This is a genomic window from Bacillus sp. BS1807G30 (genome assembly GCF_040047675.1).
GTDB classification, from domain to species: Bacteria; Bacillota; Bacilli; order Bacillales; family Bacillaceae; genus Bacillus; species Bacillus altitudinis.
On record NZ_CP157353.1, the window covers coordinates 3166938 to 3183867 of the forward strand.

15 protein-coding genes are annotated in these 16930 nt (G+C 41.6%); 2 read left to right on the forward strand and 13 right to left on the reverse strand.

The window, feature by feature from the left end; translation table 11 throughout:
- Position 1 precedes the first annotated feature (1 nt).
- The 4 genes from ABG082_RS16400 to ABG082_RS16415 form a co-directional block, all read right to left on the reverse strand.
- Positions 2-1129, reverse strand: a complete 1128-nt coding sequence (locus ABG082_RS16400) for a DEAD/DEAH box helicase (RefSeq protein ID WP_234898350.1) — start codon at positions 1127-1129, stop codon at positions 2-4.
- 371 nt (positions 1130-1500) lie between these two features.
- Entirely contained in the window at positions 1501-2343 is an 843-nt protein-coding gene (locus ABG082_RS16405) for a DegV family protein (RefSeq protein ID WP_144683538.1), read from the reverse strand.
- A gap of 211 nt (positions 2344-2554) precedes the next feature.
- The gene (gene degU, locus ABG082_RS16410; RefSeq protein ID WP_008348273.1) at positions 2555-3244 is read right to left on the reverse strand and encodes a two-component system response regulator DegU; all 690 of its coding nucleotides are present in this window, start codon (positions 3242-3244) and stop codon (positions 2555-2557) included.
- A gap of 64 nt (positions 3245-3308) precedes the next feature.
- Complete coding sequence (locus ABG082_RS16415) at positions 3309-4484, reverse strand: sensor histidine kinase (RefSeq protein WP_003213166.1); 1176 nt, start codon at positions 4482-4484, stop codon at positions 3309-3311.
- A 221-nt stretch (positions 4485-4705) separates the two neighbouring features.
- Between ABG082_RS16415 and ABG082_RS16420 the strand changes: the two genes are divergently transcribed.
- Positions 4706-5374 (forward strand): YigZ family protein, encoded by a 669-nt coding sequence (locus ABG082_RS16420; RefSeq protein WP_017357860.1) that lies wholly within the window; start codon positions 4706-4708, stop codon positions 5372-5374.
- Entirely contained in the window at positions 5359-6456 is a 1098-nt protein-coding gene (locus ABG082_RS16425) for an LCP family protein (RefSeq protein WP_007499958.1), read from the forward strand. The genes ABG082_RS16420 and ABG082_RS16425 overlap by 16 nt, the downstream gene beginning before the upstream one ends.
- Before the next feature lie 37 nt (positions 6457-6493).
- On the opposite strand, the gene ABG082_RS16430 is transcribed toward ABG082_RS16425, so the two are convergent.
- The 9 genes from ABG082_RS16430 to ABG082_RS16470 all read right to left on the reverse strand — a co-directional run bounded on the left by ABG082_RS16430 (position 6494) and on the right by ABG082_RS16470 (position 16925).
- Positions 6494-7561 carry an MraY family glycosyltransferase gene (locus ABG082_RS16430; RefSeq protein WP_007499956.1) on the reverse strand — a complete coding sequence of 356 codons (1068 nt, stop codon included), beginning with the start codon at positions 7559-7561 and terminating at the stop codon, positions 6494-6496.
- Between the two features lie 134 nt (positions 7562-7695).
- Positions 7696-8943, reverse strand: coding sequence for a glycosyltransferase (locus tag ABG082_RS16435; protein ID WP_017368143.1), 1248 nt, complete (start codon positions 8941-8943; stop codon positions 7696-7698).
- The gene (locus tag ABG082_RS16440) at positions 8912-9667 is read right to left on the reverse strand and encodes a glycosyltransferase family 2 protein (RefSeq protein WP_008348281.1); all 756 of its coding nucleotides are present in this window, start codon (positions 9665-9667) and stop codon (positions 8912-8914) included. The genes ABG082_RS16435 and ABG082_RS16440 overlap by 32 nt, the downstream gene beginning before the upstream one ends.
- Before the next feature lie 24 nt (positions 9668-9691).
- Positions 9692-10369, reverse strand: a complete 678-nt coding sequence (locus ABG082_RS16445; RefSeq protein WP_035389676.1) for a hypothetical protein — start codon at positions 10367-10369, stop codon at positions 9692-9694.
- A 61-nt stretch (positions 10370-10430) separates the two neighbouring features.
- A complete protein-coding gene (locus ABG082_RS16450; protein ID WP_348936273.1) occupies positions 10431-11897 on the reverse strand; it encodes an O-antigen ligase family protein in 1467 nt (488 codons plus the stop codon).
- Positions 11898-11936: 39 nt separating this feature from the next.
- The gene (locus ABG082_RS16455; RefSeq protein WP_017368146.1) at positions 11937-12866 is read right to left on the reverse strand and encodes an NAD-dependent epimerase/dehydratase family protein; all 930 of its coding nucleotides are present in this window, start codon (positions 12864-12866) and stop codon (positions 11937-11939) included.
- Positions 12867-12880: 14 nt separating this feature from the next.
- Positions 12881-14218: a UDP-glucose/GDP-mannose dehydrogenase family protein gene (locus ABG082_RS16460; RefSeq protein ID WP_046344599.1), complete on the reverse strand. Its 1338-nt coding sequence runs from the start codon at positions 14216-14218 to the stop codon at positions 12881-12883.
- A 74-nt stretch (positions 14219-14292) separates the two neighbouring features.
- Positions 14293-15477: a glycosyltransferase gene (locus ABG082_RS16465; RefSeq protein WP_348936274.1), complete on the reverse strand. Its 1185-nt coding sequence runs from the start codon at positions 15475-15477 to the stop codon at positions 14293-14295.
- The gene (locus ABG082_RS16470) at positions 15474-16925 is read right to left on the reverse strand and encodes an MOP flippase family protein (RefSeq protein WP_164998999.1); all 1452 of its coding nucleotides are present in this window, start codon (positions 16923-16925) and stop codon (positions 15474-15476) included. The genes ABG082_RS16465 and ABG082_RS16470 overlap by 4 nt, the downstream gene beginning before the upstream one ends.
- Positions 16926-16930: the final 5 nt, after the last annotated feature.

A 16930-nucleotide genomic window follows, 5' to 3' on the forward strand; every position in this document is an offset into this window, starting at 1 on the left:
ACTATTTTTCAGAAAACTCTTTTTCAGCTGTATTATTCATTTTTACGATATGTTTCTTTGCTTGTTTCATACTTCTCGTTAAACCAAAATGAAAAAAGTACACGTCTCCGTTAAAAAAATCTGGATGTCTCCCTGCTCTACCAGAAATTTGAACAAGTGCACTTTCTGTAAAAATAGGAGATTCCGCACCTAAGACGCCCACTTGAACATCTTGAATGGTAACGCCTCTTTCTAGAATAGTTGTTGTAACCAATACATCGTATCTATGATCTCTGAAATGCTGGACTTTTTGCTTCCTTTCTTGATCATCCGCAGAAACACCCTGTACATTTACATCTTGACCTTGAAGAATATGAGTTACCTTCTTCATAGTAGAAATAGAAGGAACAAAGAGTAACACTCTTTTTTTCTTTGTGATATGTTCATGCAGCCAGTTCATTGTAGATGCTGGAAGCCGATTTCTTTTTAATCTCTTTTTCCAATCTCCAACCCATTGAAATGTTGGGACAGGTAACGGTTTTTGGTGGAAGCGCAGAGGAATTTTGATCGCTTCTAATTGTCTACGAGCAACATCTTTTTGCATTTTTTTAGATGGTGTGGCACTTAAGTAAATTCTAACTCCTGTTTTTTTCATTGACTTTAAAACAGCAAACTGAAGCCGTTCATCGATTGAATAAGGAAAAGCATCGACTTCGTCTACAATGAGGACATCAAAGGCGTTTTTATATCTCATTAGCTGATGGGTTGTAGCGATCATAAGCGGCGCCATTTGAAATCTTTGAGAACTCCCGCCATAAAGTGCAGCTATATTCAGTCCTTGAAATGCCTTTCTCATTCGAGGTTCAAGCTCAAGTACAACATCGGTTCTAGGCGTCGCAATACAAACACTCATTCCGTTATTTAGCGCATATTTTATTCCATGAAAAAGCACCTCCGTTTTCCCCGCACCACAAACAGCCCAAACGAGCAGATCAAATTTGTTTTGGATTGCTTCTACTAGCCTATCGGACGCTCTCTTTTGCCCTTTAGAAAGCTCCCCCTGCCATGTTAATTCAACTTGTCTTGTGTCTTTCTTTTGTGGACCCGTCCATTCGTAGAGAAAGCCACATTCGCTTACTTTTCCCAGCATGATGCAGGATCTACAGTATACACAGTCTTTTTTACATGTTTCACACGGAGAGAGGGCAAAGTAGCGCATGTTTGATACACCGCACCGGCAGCAGATCAAACCACTCGCCACCCTATCGACTGCAGGTGTTCTATGGATAAATCCTTGATTCTCCAGCCACTCCAATTCGGACTGTGTACATTGACATTCAACAGGAAGAAGGTGCCTTGATTGTAGCTTGTGACTGAGTTCCAATGCTTTTTCCAGATTCAATTTCACGCACTACCTTTCCATTCATGTTGACCCATTATGTACAAAGAGAAGGCCTTTCGTCTAATTGTAAAAATAGAAAAACAAATCCCCTTTTCCATGAGAAAAGGGGATTTTGATATCTATCTGATGATCCAGCCAAGTGCTAAAGAGCCTTCGCCTAGATGAGTGCCAATCACGGCACCAAAGTAGCTTTTATAAAATTCAACATGAGGATACTTTTCTAATAAGTGCGCAATTAATTCATCTGCTTCTTCTTCTCTATTACCATGTATCAGAGTTGCTCTCATTGGAACACCACGTGATGCATCTTCATCAAATAATTCAAAAATACGTGAAATGGCTTTTTTGCGTGTACGAATCTTCTCAAAAGGGACAATTAGCTTGTTGTCAAAATGCAAGATAGGCTTTACCTTTAAGAGGCTTCCAATAAAAGCCTGAGCACCATTTAATCTGCCGCCTCGTTGTAAATGAATTAAATCGTCTACCATAAAATAAGCTCTTTGATTTTCTTTCAGATAATTGAGATGGGAAATCACTTCTTCTGGAGAAGCACCATCTTGGATTTTTTCAGCAGCTTCTAACACATAAAAACCTTGCGCCATACAGCTAGTCTCTGTATCAAACGGATAAATGTCGATTCCGTCAACTAGTTCATTTGCTGAGGCCGCACTATTGTATGTTCCACTAATTCCGCTTGACAGATGTATACTAATCACAGCATCATATGTTTCGCTAAGTTTTTCATATAATTCTATAAGTTCACCGAAAGCAGGCTGAGAGGTTGTTGGAAGATCTTTATGTTTCTTGACTTCTTCATAATATGTCTTCCAATCCATTTCTACTTCTTCACGGTATGATTCAGTACCAAAGATGACATTCAGAGGGATCATATGAATATGATGTTTATCACGTAGTTCTTGTGGTATATAAGCAGTACTGTCTGTTACAACGGCTATTTTCATTCTTAAATACCTTCCTTATCCGTTAAGTTGCTTTTTAAAAAAGAATGATCATTGTTTTTCACTAGATTTATAATACTAATCAAAAAAGCTTGCCTAATCAATAGGCAAGCCCGCTATATCCGAAAAAGACTCCTTACCTGCCTATCATTGCTCTCTAACTTGAATGTGAGAGAACTAAAAACAGGCGAAAAAGGAGTACTTGTCCGGAACATTATCTCATTTCTACCCAGCCGTTTTTAATTGCTACAACAACAGCTTGAGTACGGTCGTTTACATTCATTTTTTGCAAGATGTTACTCACGTGGTTTTTGACTGTTTTCTCACTAATAAAGAGCGACTCACCAATACCTCTGTTGCTCTTTCCGTCAGCTAACATTTGAAGAACTTCACATTCACGTCTTGTTAAGATATGAAGTGGTCTGCGAATTTCAGGATATACCTCGTGCTGTGGATGTGCTGAAACGCCGCTTGTTGCTAAGCGTCGGAATTCATTTACTAAGTTATGAGTGACTTTCGGATGTAAATAAGAGCCTCCGTCAGCTACTACTTTTACTGCTTCAATGAGGGTGTCTGCATCCATTTCTTTTAACAAGTAGCCTCTTGCTCCTGTTTTTAATGCATGTGTCACATAGTTTTCATCGTCATGAATAGATAGGATAATGACTTTTGATTCGGGATAAAGCTCTACTAGCTGTTTTGTAGCCTCCACACCATTTACATTCGGCATATTAATGTCCATAATGACAACATCCGGATGATAGTGTTCTACGATACGTGCAGCTTCGTCACCGTCGTCTCCTTCTGCAACTACTTCAAAAGTAGGTTCAAAATCTAAAATCCGTTTGACACCTTCACGGAATAATTGGTGGTCATCGATAATTACAATATTTACTTTAGTCACAAGCTACGCCTCCCCATGTTTATTGTTCTACACCTGAACTTTATGGTCAATATGTCTTTTGTCTCTATTTTACAATTTTATTTTGTAATGTTAACGGTACTCTAATCATGATGAATGTCCCTAGACCTATTTTTGAGTCTATGGTCATTTTACCTTCTAGTAAGTCTACGCGCTCTTTCATACCAAGTAACCCAAAAGATTTGTTTTTATTTGTTTTAACATCCTTCATATCAAAGCCTTTTCCATCGTCTTTGATTATTAAGGTGACAAAGTCTTTCGTCACTTCAACCTTCACAGAGATTTCTTCAGCTTCAGAATGCTTTAAAGAATTTGTGACAGCTTCTTGAGCTAGTCTAAATAGTGCCACTTCAAATTGAGAAGCAATTCTTTCGCTTTCAGTATCACCTAAGCACTGGAACGTAATTTTGGTTTTTCCATCATATTCTTCAATTGTGTTTAAGTATTTTCGCAGTGTCGGAATGAGACCCAAATCATCTAAAGCCATCGGTCTTAAATCATAAATGATTCTTCTCACTTCGTACAGTGCATTTCGCACATTCTGTCTTAGACTTCTAATTTCTTTAAAGCCTTCTTCTGTTCCACGGTCTCTAAAAATCCGTTCTATTAGTTCTGAACGCATCATCACGTTTGCCAGCATCTGAGCAGGTCCATCATGGATTTCTCGTGATACCCTTTTGCGCTCTTCTTCCTGGGCTTCAATAATTCTTAGTCCAAAATCTTGTTTTGCCTGAGCATCTTCAAGTAAAACACCGACCTGACGTAAATCTTGGTTCAAGTAGTTGAGGACGACCGTGATCTGGCTCACAAGCGTTTCTGAACGTTCAATGACATCTTGTAAGCTTAACAATCGTCTTTCGAGATCATCTCTTCTTTCCCTCAGCTGTTTTTCGCGCTGCTGGATCATGGTCAATTCTACTTGCAGGTTATGTGCTTTTTCATAGGCTTCTCGTATTTCTTCTTCGCTGAATTTGTTGAAGTTTCTGCTGACCTCAGATAATCGATTTCTAGCATGTCTCGTATGTACTTCTAGTTTATCCCCAAAATCAATTACTTCGTTGACTTGCTGTTTAATTTGCTTGAGCTCTTCTACTAGGCTTTCATATTGTTGACGGGACTGTTCGCCGATTCTAAATACTTCGTCCTTACTGCCATCAACTGTACTTAGCATTTTCATGATGATTGAATCCAATAACTTCGGATCCATTTTAGGTGTTGTCATGGCTTTTCCCTCCCGTAACAGTGATGTCATCTTTTTTTATTATAAATGTCATTGATCTGCATTTTATGTCGAATTATAATGAAAGAATGCGTATAAATCATGAAATTTTTATGACGACCCTTTTTCCGCTCCTATCATCATAACAAAATACGCTGTAAAATTCTAAAACCAATGCAAATTTTCTCTAGCCTTACAATTTGCTTGTCAGGAGGGTATGTCTTTTGCTGAACCGCTATCTCACAGTCAAAAGCCGTGGCGAGCATGAGATCGTCATTGAAAAATCACGTTTTATTTGTCATATACAACGTGCTGTCTCAGAAGAAGAAGCACAAGCCTTTATACAATCCATAAAAAAACAACATTGGAACGCCACTCATAATTGTTCCGCCTATTTGATCGGTGAACATGATCTGATTCAAAAAGCAAATGATGATGGTGAACCAAGCGGTACGGCAGGGGTACCCATGCTTGAAGTGCTTAAAAAACGCAAGCTGAAAGATACAGTTGTTGTCGTCACTCGTTATTTCGGCGGTATTAAGCTAGGTGCCGGTGGATTAATTCGCGCATACGGAAAATCTGTGTCTGAAGCAATTAATCATGTTGGTATGGTAGAACGCTGTTTAATGCGTACGATGCACACAACAATAGATTATACATGGCTTGGAAAGGTAGAGAATGAGCTTAGAGCCTCATCTTTTCAGCTAAAAGACATCCATTATGCAGAAGATGTGATTTTTGAAACGTATGTAGAAGAAACACAAACAGAGCAGTTCATTGAATGGATGACTGAGTTAACGAATGGAAAGAGTGTTACTAAAGAAGGCGAATTGATTTATTTAGAAAAGGACGTTGGTCCGATAAAGGAGACAGATGAATGGCACAACGAGTAAAAGTGCGTGTACGAAAGAAAAAGAGTAAGAAGAAAAAGATTTTCAAACGGATTCTGGTCTTATTTTTGCTTCTCTTCATCTGCATGGGCGGATTTGCAGTTTATAAGATTGTGAATACACTCCAGGCTGCTGACAAAACTTATGATGAATTAGAGCGTGGGGAGAAATCGAAACTCCGTGATGCTGTCATTGATATAAAGAAAAAACCTTTCTCTGTCCTATTTGTTGGTATAGAGGATTACGCCACAAATGGTGATCACGGCCGTTCAGATTCACTCATCGTCGCAACGATTAATCCTCAGGATAAAACGATGAAAATGGTCAGTATCCCCCGTGACACACGAGTACAGCTTGCTAGTGACACAACGGGAAATAAAGTAAAGATCAATGCGGCATTTGCTAAAGGCGGTAAAGACGAAACGATTGAAACTGTCGAACAATTCTTGCATATCCCAATTGACAAATATGCAACAGTGGACTTTGACGGTTTTAAGGATGTCATTGATGAAGTTGGGGGAATCGATATAGACGTTCCATTTGACTTCAATGAAAAAAGTGACGTCAAAAAATCGAAAAAGATTTACTTTAAAAAAGGGAATATGCATTTAAACGGGGAAGAGGCACTTGCTTATGCGCGAATGAGAAAACAAGATCCACGTGGTGATTTCGGGCGTAACGATCGTCAGAAACAAATCTTACGTGCCATGATTGATCAAATGGCGAAACCTCATAACATTGCAAACGTGGATAATATCGCAAAAGAAGTAAGTGATCATATAACAACCAACTTCCGCATCACAGAAGGACTTGCTCTACAGCAAATTTACAGTGGTTTCAAAGGAGACGATACTGAAACACTATCTATTAAAGGATCAGACCTTTATTTAGGACCAAATCGAACATACTTCTTTGAGCCAGATCAAACCAACTTGGCTGAGGTGCAAAATGAGTTAAGGACGCATTTAAAGCTTCCTGCTGAGTCATCGTCCTCAACTGAAACAAATACACAAACCGATTCATCTTCTGATGCAACAGGGTCAGCCGATACCCAGGCCCCTTCGACCAGCACATCAGGACAATAATAGGAAAACAGCCCGTTCCTTGGAAGCGGGCTGTTTTTTATTGTCTTTTGACCATACGTTTGTAGAATTTCGTAAATGGTTTAAACTCTTCGTTCACCAAACCAGTGACTTCAGCGATAACTTGCATAAACATGACCAGTAAAAAGATGATGATCAATGACAGCCAAATGGTGGCACTTGTCAGCAAAATCGCGCTTAAGCTGAAGACTAAACCAATCATGTAAATCACAATCACTGCCATTCGATGTGATAAGCCAAAGGCCATCAGTCGATGATGGATGTGTGATTTGTCAGGTGCTGAGATAGGCTGTTTATTCAATATTCGTCTTATGATCGCAAAGGTCGTATCAAAAATAGGCACACCTAAAATAATTACAGGGACAACAACACTAAACAAAGTAACACTTTTGTACAATCCTAAAAGTGACAGGACCGAGATCATATAGCCTAAAAATAACGACCCTGTATCACCCATAAATATTTTTGCTGGATGGAAGTTATAAAAAAGAAAACCGATGGTACTGCCAATGACGACAAGAGATAACGAAAGAATCAGGATCTTGTCCGCAGAAAATGCCATGACGGCAATCGTGGTTAAACCGATAACCGAAATTCCGGCAGCCAGTCCATCTAATCCGTCAATTAAATTGATCGCATTTGTAATCCCAACAATCCATAGTACAGTCAGGGGATATGCCATCCATCCTAACTCCAGTCGATCTGTTAAGAAAGGAACAGAGAAAAAGTCCATTTTTAAGCCCGTGCTCACGATTAAGCAAGCAACGAGAACTTGCACAAGAAATTTAAATTTTGCACTTAAATTATATTTATCATCAAATATACCTAAAATGACGATGAGTACAGCGCCAACTGATATAGCTGTAATTTTATTATGTAGAAACAGCCCGCCTGCTAGTGCTCCAGCCGCTACCCCAATAAAAATCGCCAAACCGCCCATTCGAGGCATTACTCTATCATGAACTTTTCGTTTATTCGGCTGGTCCACTGCACCAATCTTAATTGCAAACTTTTTGACGATTGGTGTCACAATTAAAACTGTAGCCAGAGAGACAAAAAACGCTAATAAGGCGCGTTCGTAATCCATAGGTCAGTCTCCTTCTAAATTGAAATCTGTATTTTGTATATTGGCCGCTCTTTCCATTATACAATTGAATATAGGATGATCACAAGCTCCCCCTAAGAAGAAGAAACAAATAAAAACGCACAATCCTGAATGAATTATGCGTTTTCTTTAATATTCGTTAATTCCACCATGTTTGTGAACAGTGCGTGCCAATCTTTTTTCTTTGCCCGGCTTTGTCTTAGATGTCTGCATGTCATGTCATCTTTTTTACTGATCACTTTCTGGCAGGCTTCGACGAAGAGAGCTGGATCTTCGCCCTCTACATATTCATACACATCATTCTCTTTTAGCCTTTCCGTTGATGGAAGATTTAAACCAACAACAGGGATTCCGGCAGCTAAAAATTCATACAGCTTGAGCGGAAAAACCGCTTGATTGTAAGGAGACTGTTTGTATGGCATCATCCCTACATCAATTAATTTCATATAAGCAGGCACTTCTTCTGGTGCGACTGCTCCTGTCCATATGACATTGGGCAGTTTGAGTGCATGCTGAAAAGATGGATCTCCATTCGTTCCATCCGGACCGACAAATAAAAATGTCCAATCTGGCTGCATTCGAGCAGCTTGAGCGATCATGTCAAAATCGAGCTTCGGCTTGATCCCACCTATAAAGCCAAGAACCGTTCCCTCTCTTCCCTCTAGCACGTCTTCCCTGCTAGGGAGGTTGCTTTTTGCAAACACATCATACTCGACGCCATTTTCTACTGTAAAGACATCTTTCGGTTCACCCATGAGCCTTTTTTTGATTTGATCATGTAAGTATTGTGAAGAGCATGTAATGCTGTGTGCATATTTAATAATGCGGTTTTCAGCTTTTACAATGACTCGCTGTCTCATATAAGAGAGAATGTTGTTTTTTCCGCTGATGGGCTCTCCCCACAGGTCACTGCAATCATACACAATATGTTTCCATTCAAATAAAGAAGATAAGAGCGGAAATCCCGGAAACGTATACCATAAACAGACGGCTATGCCCTGCTTTTCTTCTTGACGCAAATGCTCAAGAAGAGGAGATAATTTATGAAAATAAAACATATCTTGATAACGGCCAAAGCGAAAAAACTTGCTCTTGAGCACATCAGGAATGGTCATTTGTTTCATTCGATCCGTTATAGGCTGAAAGGGAGTTGAATGACGAGTGGAAGATGGGCATACCCAGATGACCTCTTTCGTTTCTGGATCAGATGCAAGAAATTCCGCCAGTCGATGCCGTCTGTACCTTAAGCCATCGTGGCCCCATTCTCCCGTTGCGACAATCACATGTATGATCGAGTCTGCTTTCACCTTTATCACCTTTTTTCCCTTCTGTTTATAAACGCTTTTTGACAGCATTTGTGGCATAGTGCATAAAACACCAAGATGCTTTCACAAAATGAAGCTGCTCAATTTCTCTATAGACAAACCATGTTTTTTTCGCTGCTTTCCACTTGTTACTAGAAATCGAGTTTCCCACGATGCGATATTCACTGAGCGGCTCACTCATTCCATAGGCAGTAAATCCTTTTTTTAAAATAGAGAGCCATGTGGCTAAGTCCTGCCTTGTTCGAATGTTTGGCATTTCCACGTGTCCTACTTGTTGAAGATCGAGCATCACCGTCAAACAGCCGATAATCGTATTTTTTAAAGCTTCATTGTAGTTCAACTGAGCCGGCGCTGTGACGGTTTTTTGTAACGGCTCTCCATTTTCTGAAATGATGTCATATGCCGTGAAAGTAAAGGCATGATCATTTTCTAACATAAACTTGACCTGCTTTTCGAGCTTTGTCTGTTTCCACATATCATCGCTATCTAAAAAAGCGATAAAGCGGCCTTTCGCCTGTTTGATGGCTGTGTTTCTAGCAATAGCGGCTCCCCCGTTTTCCTCTAAATAAATGACGTTGATTCTGTCGTCCGTCTGACTTAATTCCCCTAACAACTTCCTTGTGCCATCTGTTGAGCAATCATCTGCAATGATCAGCTCCCAGTTGGAATAGGTTTGGGCAAGGACGGAATGAACTGTATCCGTTAAATAACGTTCCGCATTATACGCCGGTGTAATAATTGATACTAACGGTTGATTGTTCACCTAAGACTCATCTCCAGTTCATCATTAAGATTCTTTGAACACTTCAGGTAACACCACAAACATAAGCGAGATGCTAAGGCCAATGACAAGTCCAAGCAGTGCTCGTTTTTTCGCTGACATCCCTTTGTTCCCTTCATCAAGTACTTGGGCAGGATCGACAATCTTTGCCTGCTTCATCCCGAGCTTTGTCGATTCCAATTCATATAAAAATCGTTCTTTATCGACTTTGGAGTCATTGCTGACAGATTCATCTTCAAGAGCGGATAGTCTTCTTTCAATGACTTGCTGTCTTTTCGTAAATAAGGCTTTGTCCTGCTTTAAAAATGTATCTGACACTTGTTTCACTACCGCCAAAGCTCGAGCTTGATCAGCATCTGTAAACGACAACTGCAATTGTGTATCGGACTGGTTCGTGAGAATCAAACGATTTTTCACATCCTGCCTTTCTTCTTCCTTTACATCACGGAGTGCTTGATTCAGAAATGCATCACTTTTTAATAGAGATGTCACTTCTTCCATATTGTTATACACACCGTCGTCATATTTCCCAAGCGTCAAGGTCACAGCAGCTGTGTAACTAGACTGTTCTACTGTCCCCTTGGCAAAAAAGAAACCAAAAGCAGCCAATACAACGGGCAGCAGCACAAGCCATACGATATATTTTTTCATTCGCTTCCCTATTCTTAACATAAAACCAGACATGCTCATTCTCCCAACATTGACATATTTGCTTTTTCACTAGTGTAGCCATACAAACTCAGCATCACACGTTTGCCCACGGCTTGAAGCGCTGTTTATTTTTCATGATATTGACCGCTGCGATCACTAGACCTAGAAACACCCAGTGGAAATATAAATTCGAGACCGAACTCGGACTGATACTTGAGACGAGAAAGCTCAGCATGGCAGCAAATAGACCTTCAATGATCATCTTGGCTGATCTCGTGTCAGCCAATTGGTATTGTTTGTACAGTGAGAACATGAGATAGGCATACACTGAGATATAACCTAGCATGACGGCAAACCCAAAATTCGTCATCACCTCTAGCAGCCAATTGTGAACTTCGACGACCTGATCTGTATCAAAGATAGAAAAGTGAGCTAAGTAATAAGACACATTGCCCGCTCCGACTCCGAAGCCATATGAATTCGTAAAGAAATGCCAGGCGTTTTTGATTAAATTCGCCCGGGCAATGTTGGACGGAAGTGGTTCGCTAAAAGAATGAGCGACCTGAGAAGCGAGAAACAAGTCATCAAAGACAGAATAGATTTTGGCTGAAAAAATGGCGATACAGATGATACCAAGCCCGCCTGCTGCCATGATGGACCACTTTTTTAAAAAGCGAGGCATCAGTAGCCATACATAGATGACCGCTCCAGCTAATATGCCAAGCAAGCTGGCGCGCGATTCTGTTAACAAAATGAGATACAGCGCTAAGATGGCTCCTAGTAATCCGAACGCTTTGATATAACCATTTTTCATTTGGCGCATACACGCCACATATAAGAAAAAGCTAATAGATAAAAACGTCGCAAAGTCATTTTGGTTAAAGAAGACAGCCGTAGGATAGTGCTGTTTGTACGCTGGTCCAAGATACAATGAGGTATTCGGTAAATGATTCAAGGTCAAGTGATTATAGAACCCGATTCCCATCACAAATACAGTCATGACTAGCCAAATACTATAAAAAGTCACGATCTGATCCATTCGCTGAATGTACATGACCACAAGAAAGACAAAACCCATTCCCATCGCAAGAAGAGACATATATTTCAGGCCGTCTGTGACCGAATGAGCCCAAAGCAGTGAGATGAGCCCGTAAAGAAACCATGCGGCGAAAAAACCAAGAATGCCTTTAACACGAATTTGCTGCCACTGGGATATGTACGTTCCTTTGTCTCTCATCCGCCATATGAATAAAGCAAAGACAGCCAAGAGCATGATGCGGTAGAGAAAGAGACTAAAGAACCCGGCACTAATAGAGAAAAAAGCATTATTGAGAAATGTTAATGCAATTAAAAGGTAAATGGCTGACATGAATATGTGTTCACCATTCATGTAGAGCTTCATACATATAACAGCCGCCATGAGCACCACAAGTAAAACCGGAATGACCACCATCTTCTTTAACCCGATAGGCTGTGCGGATGCCATTTGTACAAGCCCTATACCCGCTGCTAATAACATACATCCGATCATGATTTGCCATGCTGTTTGTTTCACACTCATACCTATTTTCCTCCTAAGCAACCCATCCGATTTGAGGGATTAAGCCTTTACTTCCTGTTCATAGTAGGAAATGGTACGAGCCAAACCTTCTTGTAAAGTCACAACAGGCTCCCATGCTAAGACTTGTTTCGTTTCCTCATTTGCCAATGTACTATGCACAATATCTCCTGCACGCTGCGGCTTATAAATCGGTTCAAGATCTGATCTCGTGACTCGCTTCATCGTTTGAAACAGCTCATTCACCGTGATGGAATGACCACATGAGATATTTAAACAAACGTTTGATTGAGCTGTTAAAGCTGCAACATTCGCTGCGGCTAGATCGCCTACATAGATAAAATCTCTTGTTTGTTCCCCGTTTCCGAAGATGAAAGGTGCCTCATGTTTTGCAAACTTATCAGAAAAAATTGAGACAACACCACCTTCACCAAGTGCGTCTTGGCGCGGACCATATACATTGCTGTACCGCATAATACAATAGTCCACATCATAGAGTGATTTTGCCATCTCTAAGTATCGTTCAACTGTCAGTTTCGACAAGCCATAAGGTGAGCCAGGCTGCAGTGGATGAGCTGTGTCGACCGGCAGATAGACTGGGTCTCCATAGACTGCTGCCGATGAGGCAAACACCACTTTCTCCACCCCGGCTTCAGCCGCTGCTTTGATCACATGCAGCGAGCCTTTAATATTGACCTCTTCGTCGTAGACGAAATGTTGAACCGAAACGGCTACACTCACTTGCGCTGCAAGATGAATGATATAATCTGGTGCAATGTGTTTGATCAAATCGACCGTTTCTGATTTTGTGACATCTGCTTCAATGCATTGTACGGATAGATGAGCGATATTTTCCTTCGATCCAGTTGAAAAGTTATCAAGAACGATAGGCTCATATCCTTTCTCTAATAAAGCCTCTACCGTATGAGATCCTATAAATCCACTTCCCCCAGTGACCAATACTTTCTTCATCCAAGTTCCCCCTATTATTGTGCCTTCGATACCAATTCTGTTTCCCATACGCCTGGGCGGCCGATGGACTGGTAAATAAATCCTCTCTCTTTCATTTCTGCTGGATCAAACAAATTCCTTCCATCAATTAAAATGGGAGAACGAAGCAGCTGCTTGATCTGATCTTTATCCATCTTCTGTACGTCATCCCATTCCGTTAAGATGAGACAAGCATCTGTATCTTTCACTGTTTCATAGAGATCATTGCTGAAGACCGCCTGCGGGCCAAGCTCTCTTTCTGCTTCTATATAAGCAATTGGATCATAGGCTTTGACAAAAGCTCCGAGCTCTCTCAGCATTGGGATAATATCTAGTGCTGGTGCTGAACGCATATCGTTTGTATTTGGTTTAAATGCGAGCCCTAAAACGGAAATCGTTTTTCCTTTAATATCACCGAACACACTCATCAGTTTGCTGACAAGATGGGCTCTTTGGTGGTTGTTTGTTTCAATGACAGATTCGATCAGCTTGAACCGGTAGCCGGCTGTTTCGGCAATTTTGAGAAGAGCCATCGTATCTTTTGGGAAACAAGAACCGCCAAATCCAATGCCTGCTTTTAAAAATTTATGCCCGATACGGCTATCTAACCCAACGCCTTCGCTGACTTTTTCCACATCAGCACCAACTCTCTCGCAAATGTTCGCAATATCATTGATGAATGAGATTTTTGTGGCGAGCATGGCATTTGCCGCATACTTAATCATTTCTGCACTTTCTAGATTGGTCTCAACCACTTCTGTTTGAAACGGATCATGCAATTTTTTAATGATCGTGGATGCATGTGCGCTTGTAGAGCCAATGACCGCTCTCTCCATATTCATCGTATCTTGAATAGCTGAACCTTCCCGCAGAAACTCTGGATTGGAGACGACGTCAAATGGATATTTACTGCGTGAAGCCTTTTGAACAATGGCTTGAACAAGACGTCCTGTTCCAACTGGCACTGTGCTCTTATTCACGATGATTTTGTAGCCATTCAGGTGTTCTCCAACCGTTTGAGCCACAGCTTTCACGAATGTTAAATCCGCTTCCCCCTGAGGTGTCATTGGTGTTCCTACCGCAATATAAATAATCTCTGATTCTCGAATTGCAGCGGGAATATTGGTTGTAAAACACAATCTTCCCTCTTCTGTATTCTTCTCAATCAATTCCTTTAAGCCCGGTTCATAAATTGGAACGAGACCGCTTTTTAAGCTGTTGATTTTTGATTCGTCGATGTCACAACAAATGACGCGATTTCCGATATCAGCAAAACAAGTACCCGATACTAACCCGACATATCCTGTTCCAATCACAGCAATTTTCTTCAACATGTTTCATCCTCTCAGTAAAGCATATTGGTCGTTCCAAACTGTTTATCTATCAGTCTTTGCACATTTCATCCTGTTTAAACGGTGGATGTTGATTGATTCAGCACCTTTTCATATTGCTGAATCAGGAGCGTAGCATTATGTGATGATGAATAATCTGTATGGACGATGTGGTGAAGATCGGTCTTCACTTGCTCGTTCCATCTGTTTTCATAAAGATAAGCGTGAATCGCTTCTTTTAGCTGACTCGTTGAACGCGGTTCAATGAGCAGATGTTGATAGGTAGAAAATAGTGATGGGAGACCACCAACCCGTGTTGCGATGACAGGTAGTTTTAAAGCGAGCGCCTCAAGGACGACAGTCGGCATTCCTTCACTGTAGGATGGAAGGGCAAACAGGTCAGCTGCCATTAAATAATGTTTGACTTGTTCATTCGGCACCTGCCCCGGGAGTATAATGGATTCTCCCGCCCGTTCGGCCAGCTCCTTTGCGAGGGGGCCTTTTCCGACAAAGACGGCTTTTACACCCTCCATCCCGCTGACAGCTTCCGCTAATTCAAGCAAACCTTTCTCTTTGACTAAACGGCCGACAAAAACGACGAGCTTGTCGTGAAGCGGTAAACCGCTCTGCTTTCTGATGGCTGTTTGATCCCCTGGTGTTCTAGAAAATGACTTGAGCGGAATTCCAAGCGGGAGACATTGTGCATCCACCTCTGTCATGTCATGTGTTTTCTTTGCCAGCTCCTCACTCACTGTGAGAACAGCAGATGCCTGTTTTACTGCTGCTTTAAAGGCTGCAAGCGCCCCTTGGCCATAGGTTGGATAGACGTTCACATCACTGCCGTGTAAGGTCAGAAGATAAGGGATGTTTGCTTCCTTTTTGATCACAGCTGCTGCGCCGCCAGACGGCATGGCAAAGTGCGCATGGATGAAATCCGGTGACAGTTCATAACGCTCCATTGTGCGCAGGACAGAAGCTGCGATTCGTTTACCCGGCTGAGCCCATTTTAGCTGTCCAGGCAGCGCTGTATAGGGCGGTCTGTAAACCGGCACGCCGTACCTCACTTCCTGCTCGGGAAGATCTTTTCTCTGACGATAGGAAGCTTTAAGCATCCGTAAGATAGGCGGATTGACAGGAGTAGGACAAATCACACTCACTTCTACGCCCTGTTTGACCAGCTCCTGCACTTGCGTTTCATGGAAGACGCCTTCACTTGGATGTTTTTCACTAGGATATACACTTGTCAGCCATAGCACCTTCATGACGAACGACCTCTTCTCCATAATTTCCCTGCCATCTGCGGATACATTTTGACAAGTAGCAAGCTATATAAAGCCGCACTTAAACCAATCGTCAGTAGTAATTGAAGCAGTATATCCGCTGATATCAGCTTCATCCCTTGATGAACAGCCACTGCGCAGCCGGCCATTAACAACGTCATGACAGCAGGCTTTACGAGTGATTTTACATACACCTTCATATCTAGCTGAATGACATAAGCCATCAGCCACCTGCCGACAATGAAGTTCAGCAGGCTGACCCCTGAGTAGACCCAAGCTACAGTCAATAGACTGCCAGTATGGACTCCTGCATATAAGGCGCATCCATATACGATGAGCATGCCTGTATCCCAATAAAAAGCTAAGTCAGCTCTCCCTTTTGCAAGAAGGATGGAACCATTTGGATTCATCAGCACACGAAGTAGACCAACAATGCACAAAATATTCAAAACCGGGACCGCCACTAGCCATTTCTCTCCAAACACCACTTCTATAAAGCTATCTGATACGGCAGCAAGACCGATGAGTAGTGGAAAACTAATGAGTGCAAGCATATTCGTCATGCTGAGGAAGCCCTCACGCAGCCTAGAGTGATCACGCTGACTTTTTGCGAAAACTGGGAAAGCCACTCTCGTCACAATCGGGTTAATTTTCAGCACCGGGATTGTGACGATTTGATAAGCCAGGCTGTAAATCCCTAATGCTTCTGCTCCAAGGAACCGTCCAATTAAAATCATGTCGATATTTGAGCCTGCCCGATTGACGAGCCTTGACGAAAGCTGGAAAGCCCCGAAGGAGAAAAACTCTTTCACTTCCCCTAATGCGAAAACGGGTGCTGGGCGCCACTTCTTCCAATAAGCCGCTGCATACATGAGACCTTTTCCTGATTGAAGCAGCACTTGAGAGATCACATAGGCCACAATTGGATTGATAAAAAAGGCTAGGATCAGTAGAACAATCAGCGAAATGATCGTCGCTATCGTCTCAATCGTACTTAAGGTTTTAAAGGCTAAATCTTTCTGCATCATATATTGGTATTGCTGACCAATTGGTGCAATGAGAAACATGATTGATAATAACTTGAGCAAGCCTTCCAGCTCAGGTCTGGCATAAAAGGCGGCAATCAAGGGACTTGCAAGGATCAATACACAAAACAAGAGAATTCCCGTCAGCAAGTTGATCCAATATAATGTAGATAATTGACGTTCCGTCGTTTGTTCCTTTTGAATGATCGCAGCACCGATACCTAGATCAAGTAAAATCTGTGTAAATATTGTGACAGTTGTGATCATGCCAACGAGTCCAAATTCTTTCAGTGACATTACGTTTCCTAAAAAGGCGAACTGTGCAATTTGGATGATGGTAATGATCAATGCGGACAAGCTTGTCCATTTTGCTCCGCCCAGCAGGCGATTTTTCATACTTGCCATTTCTC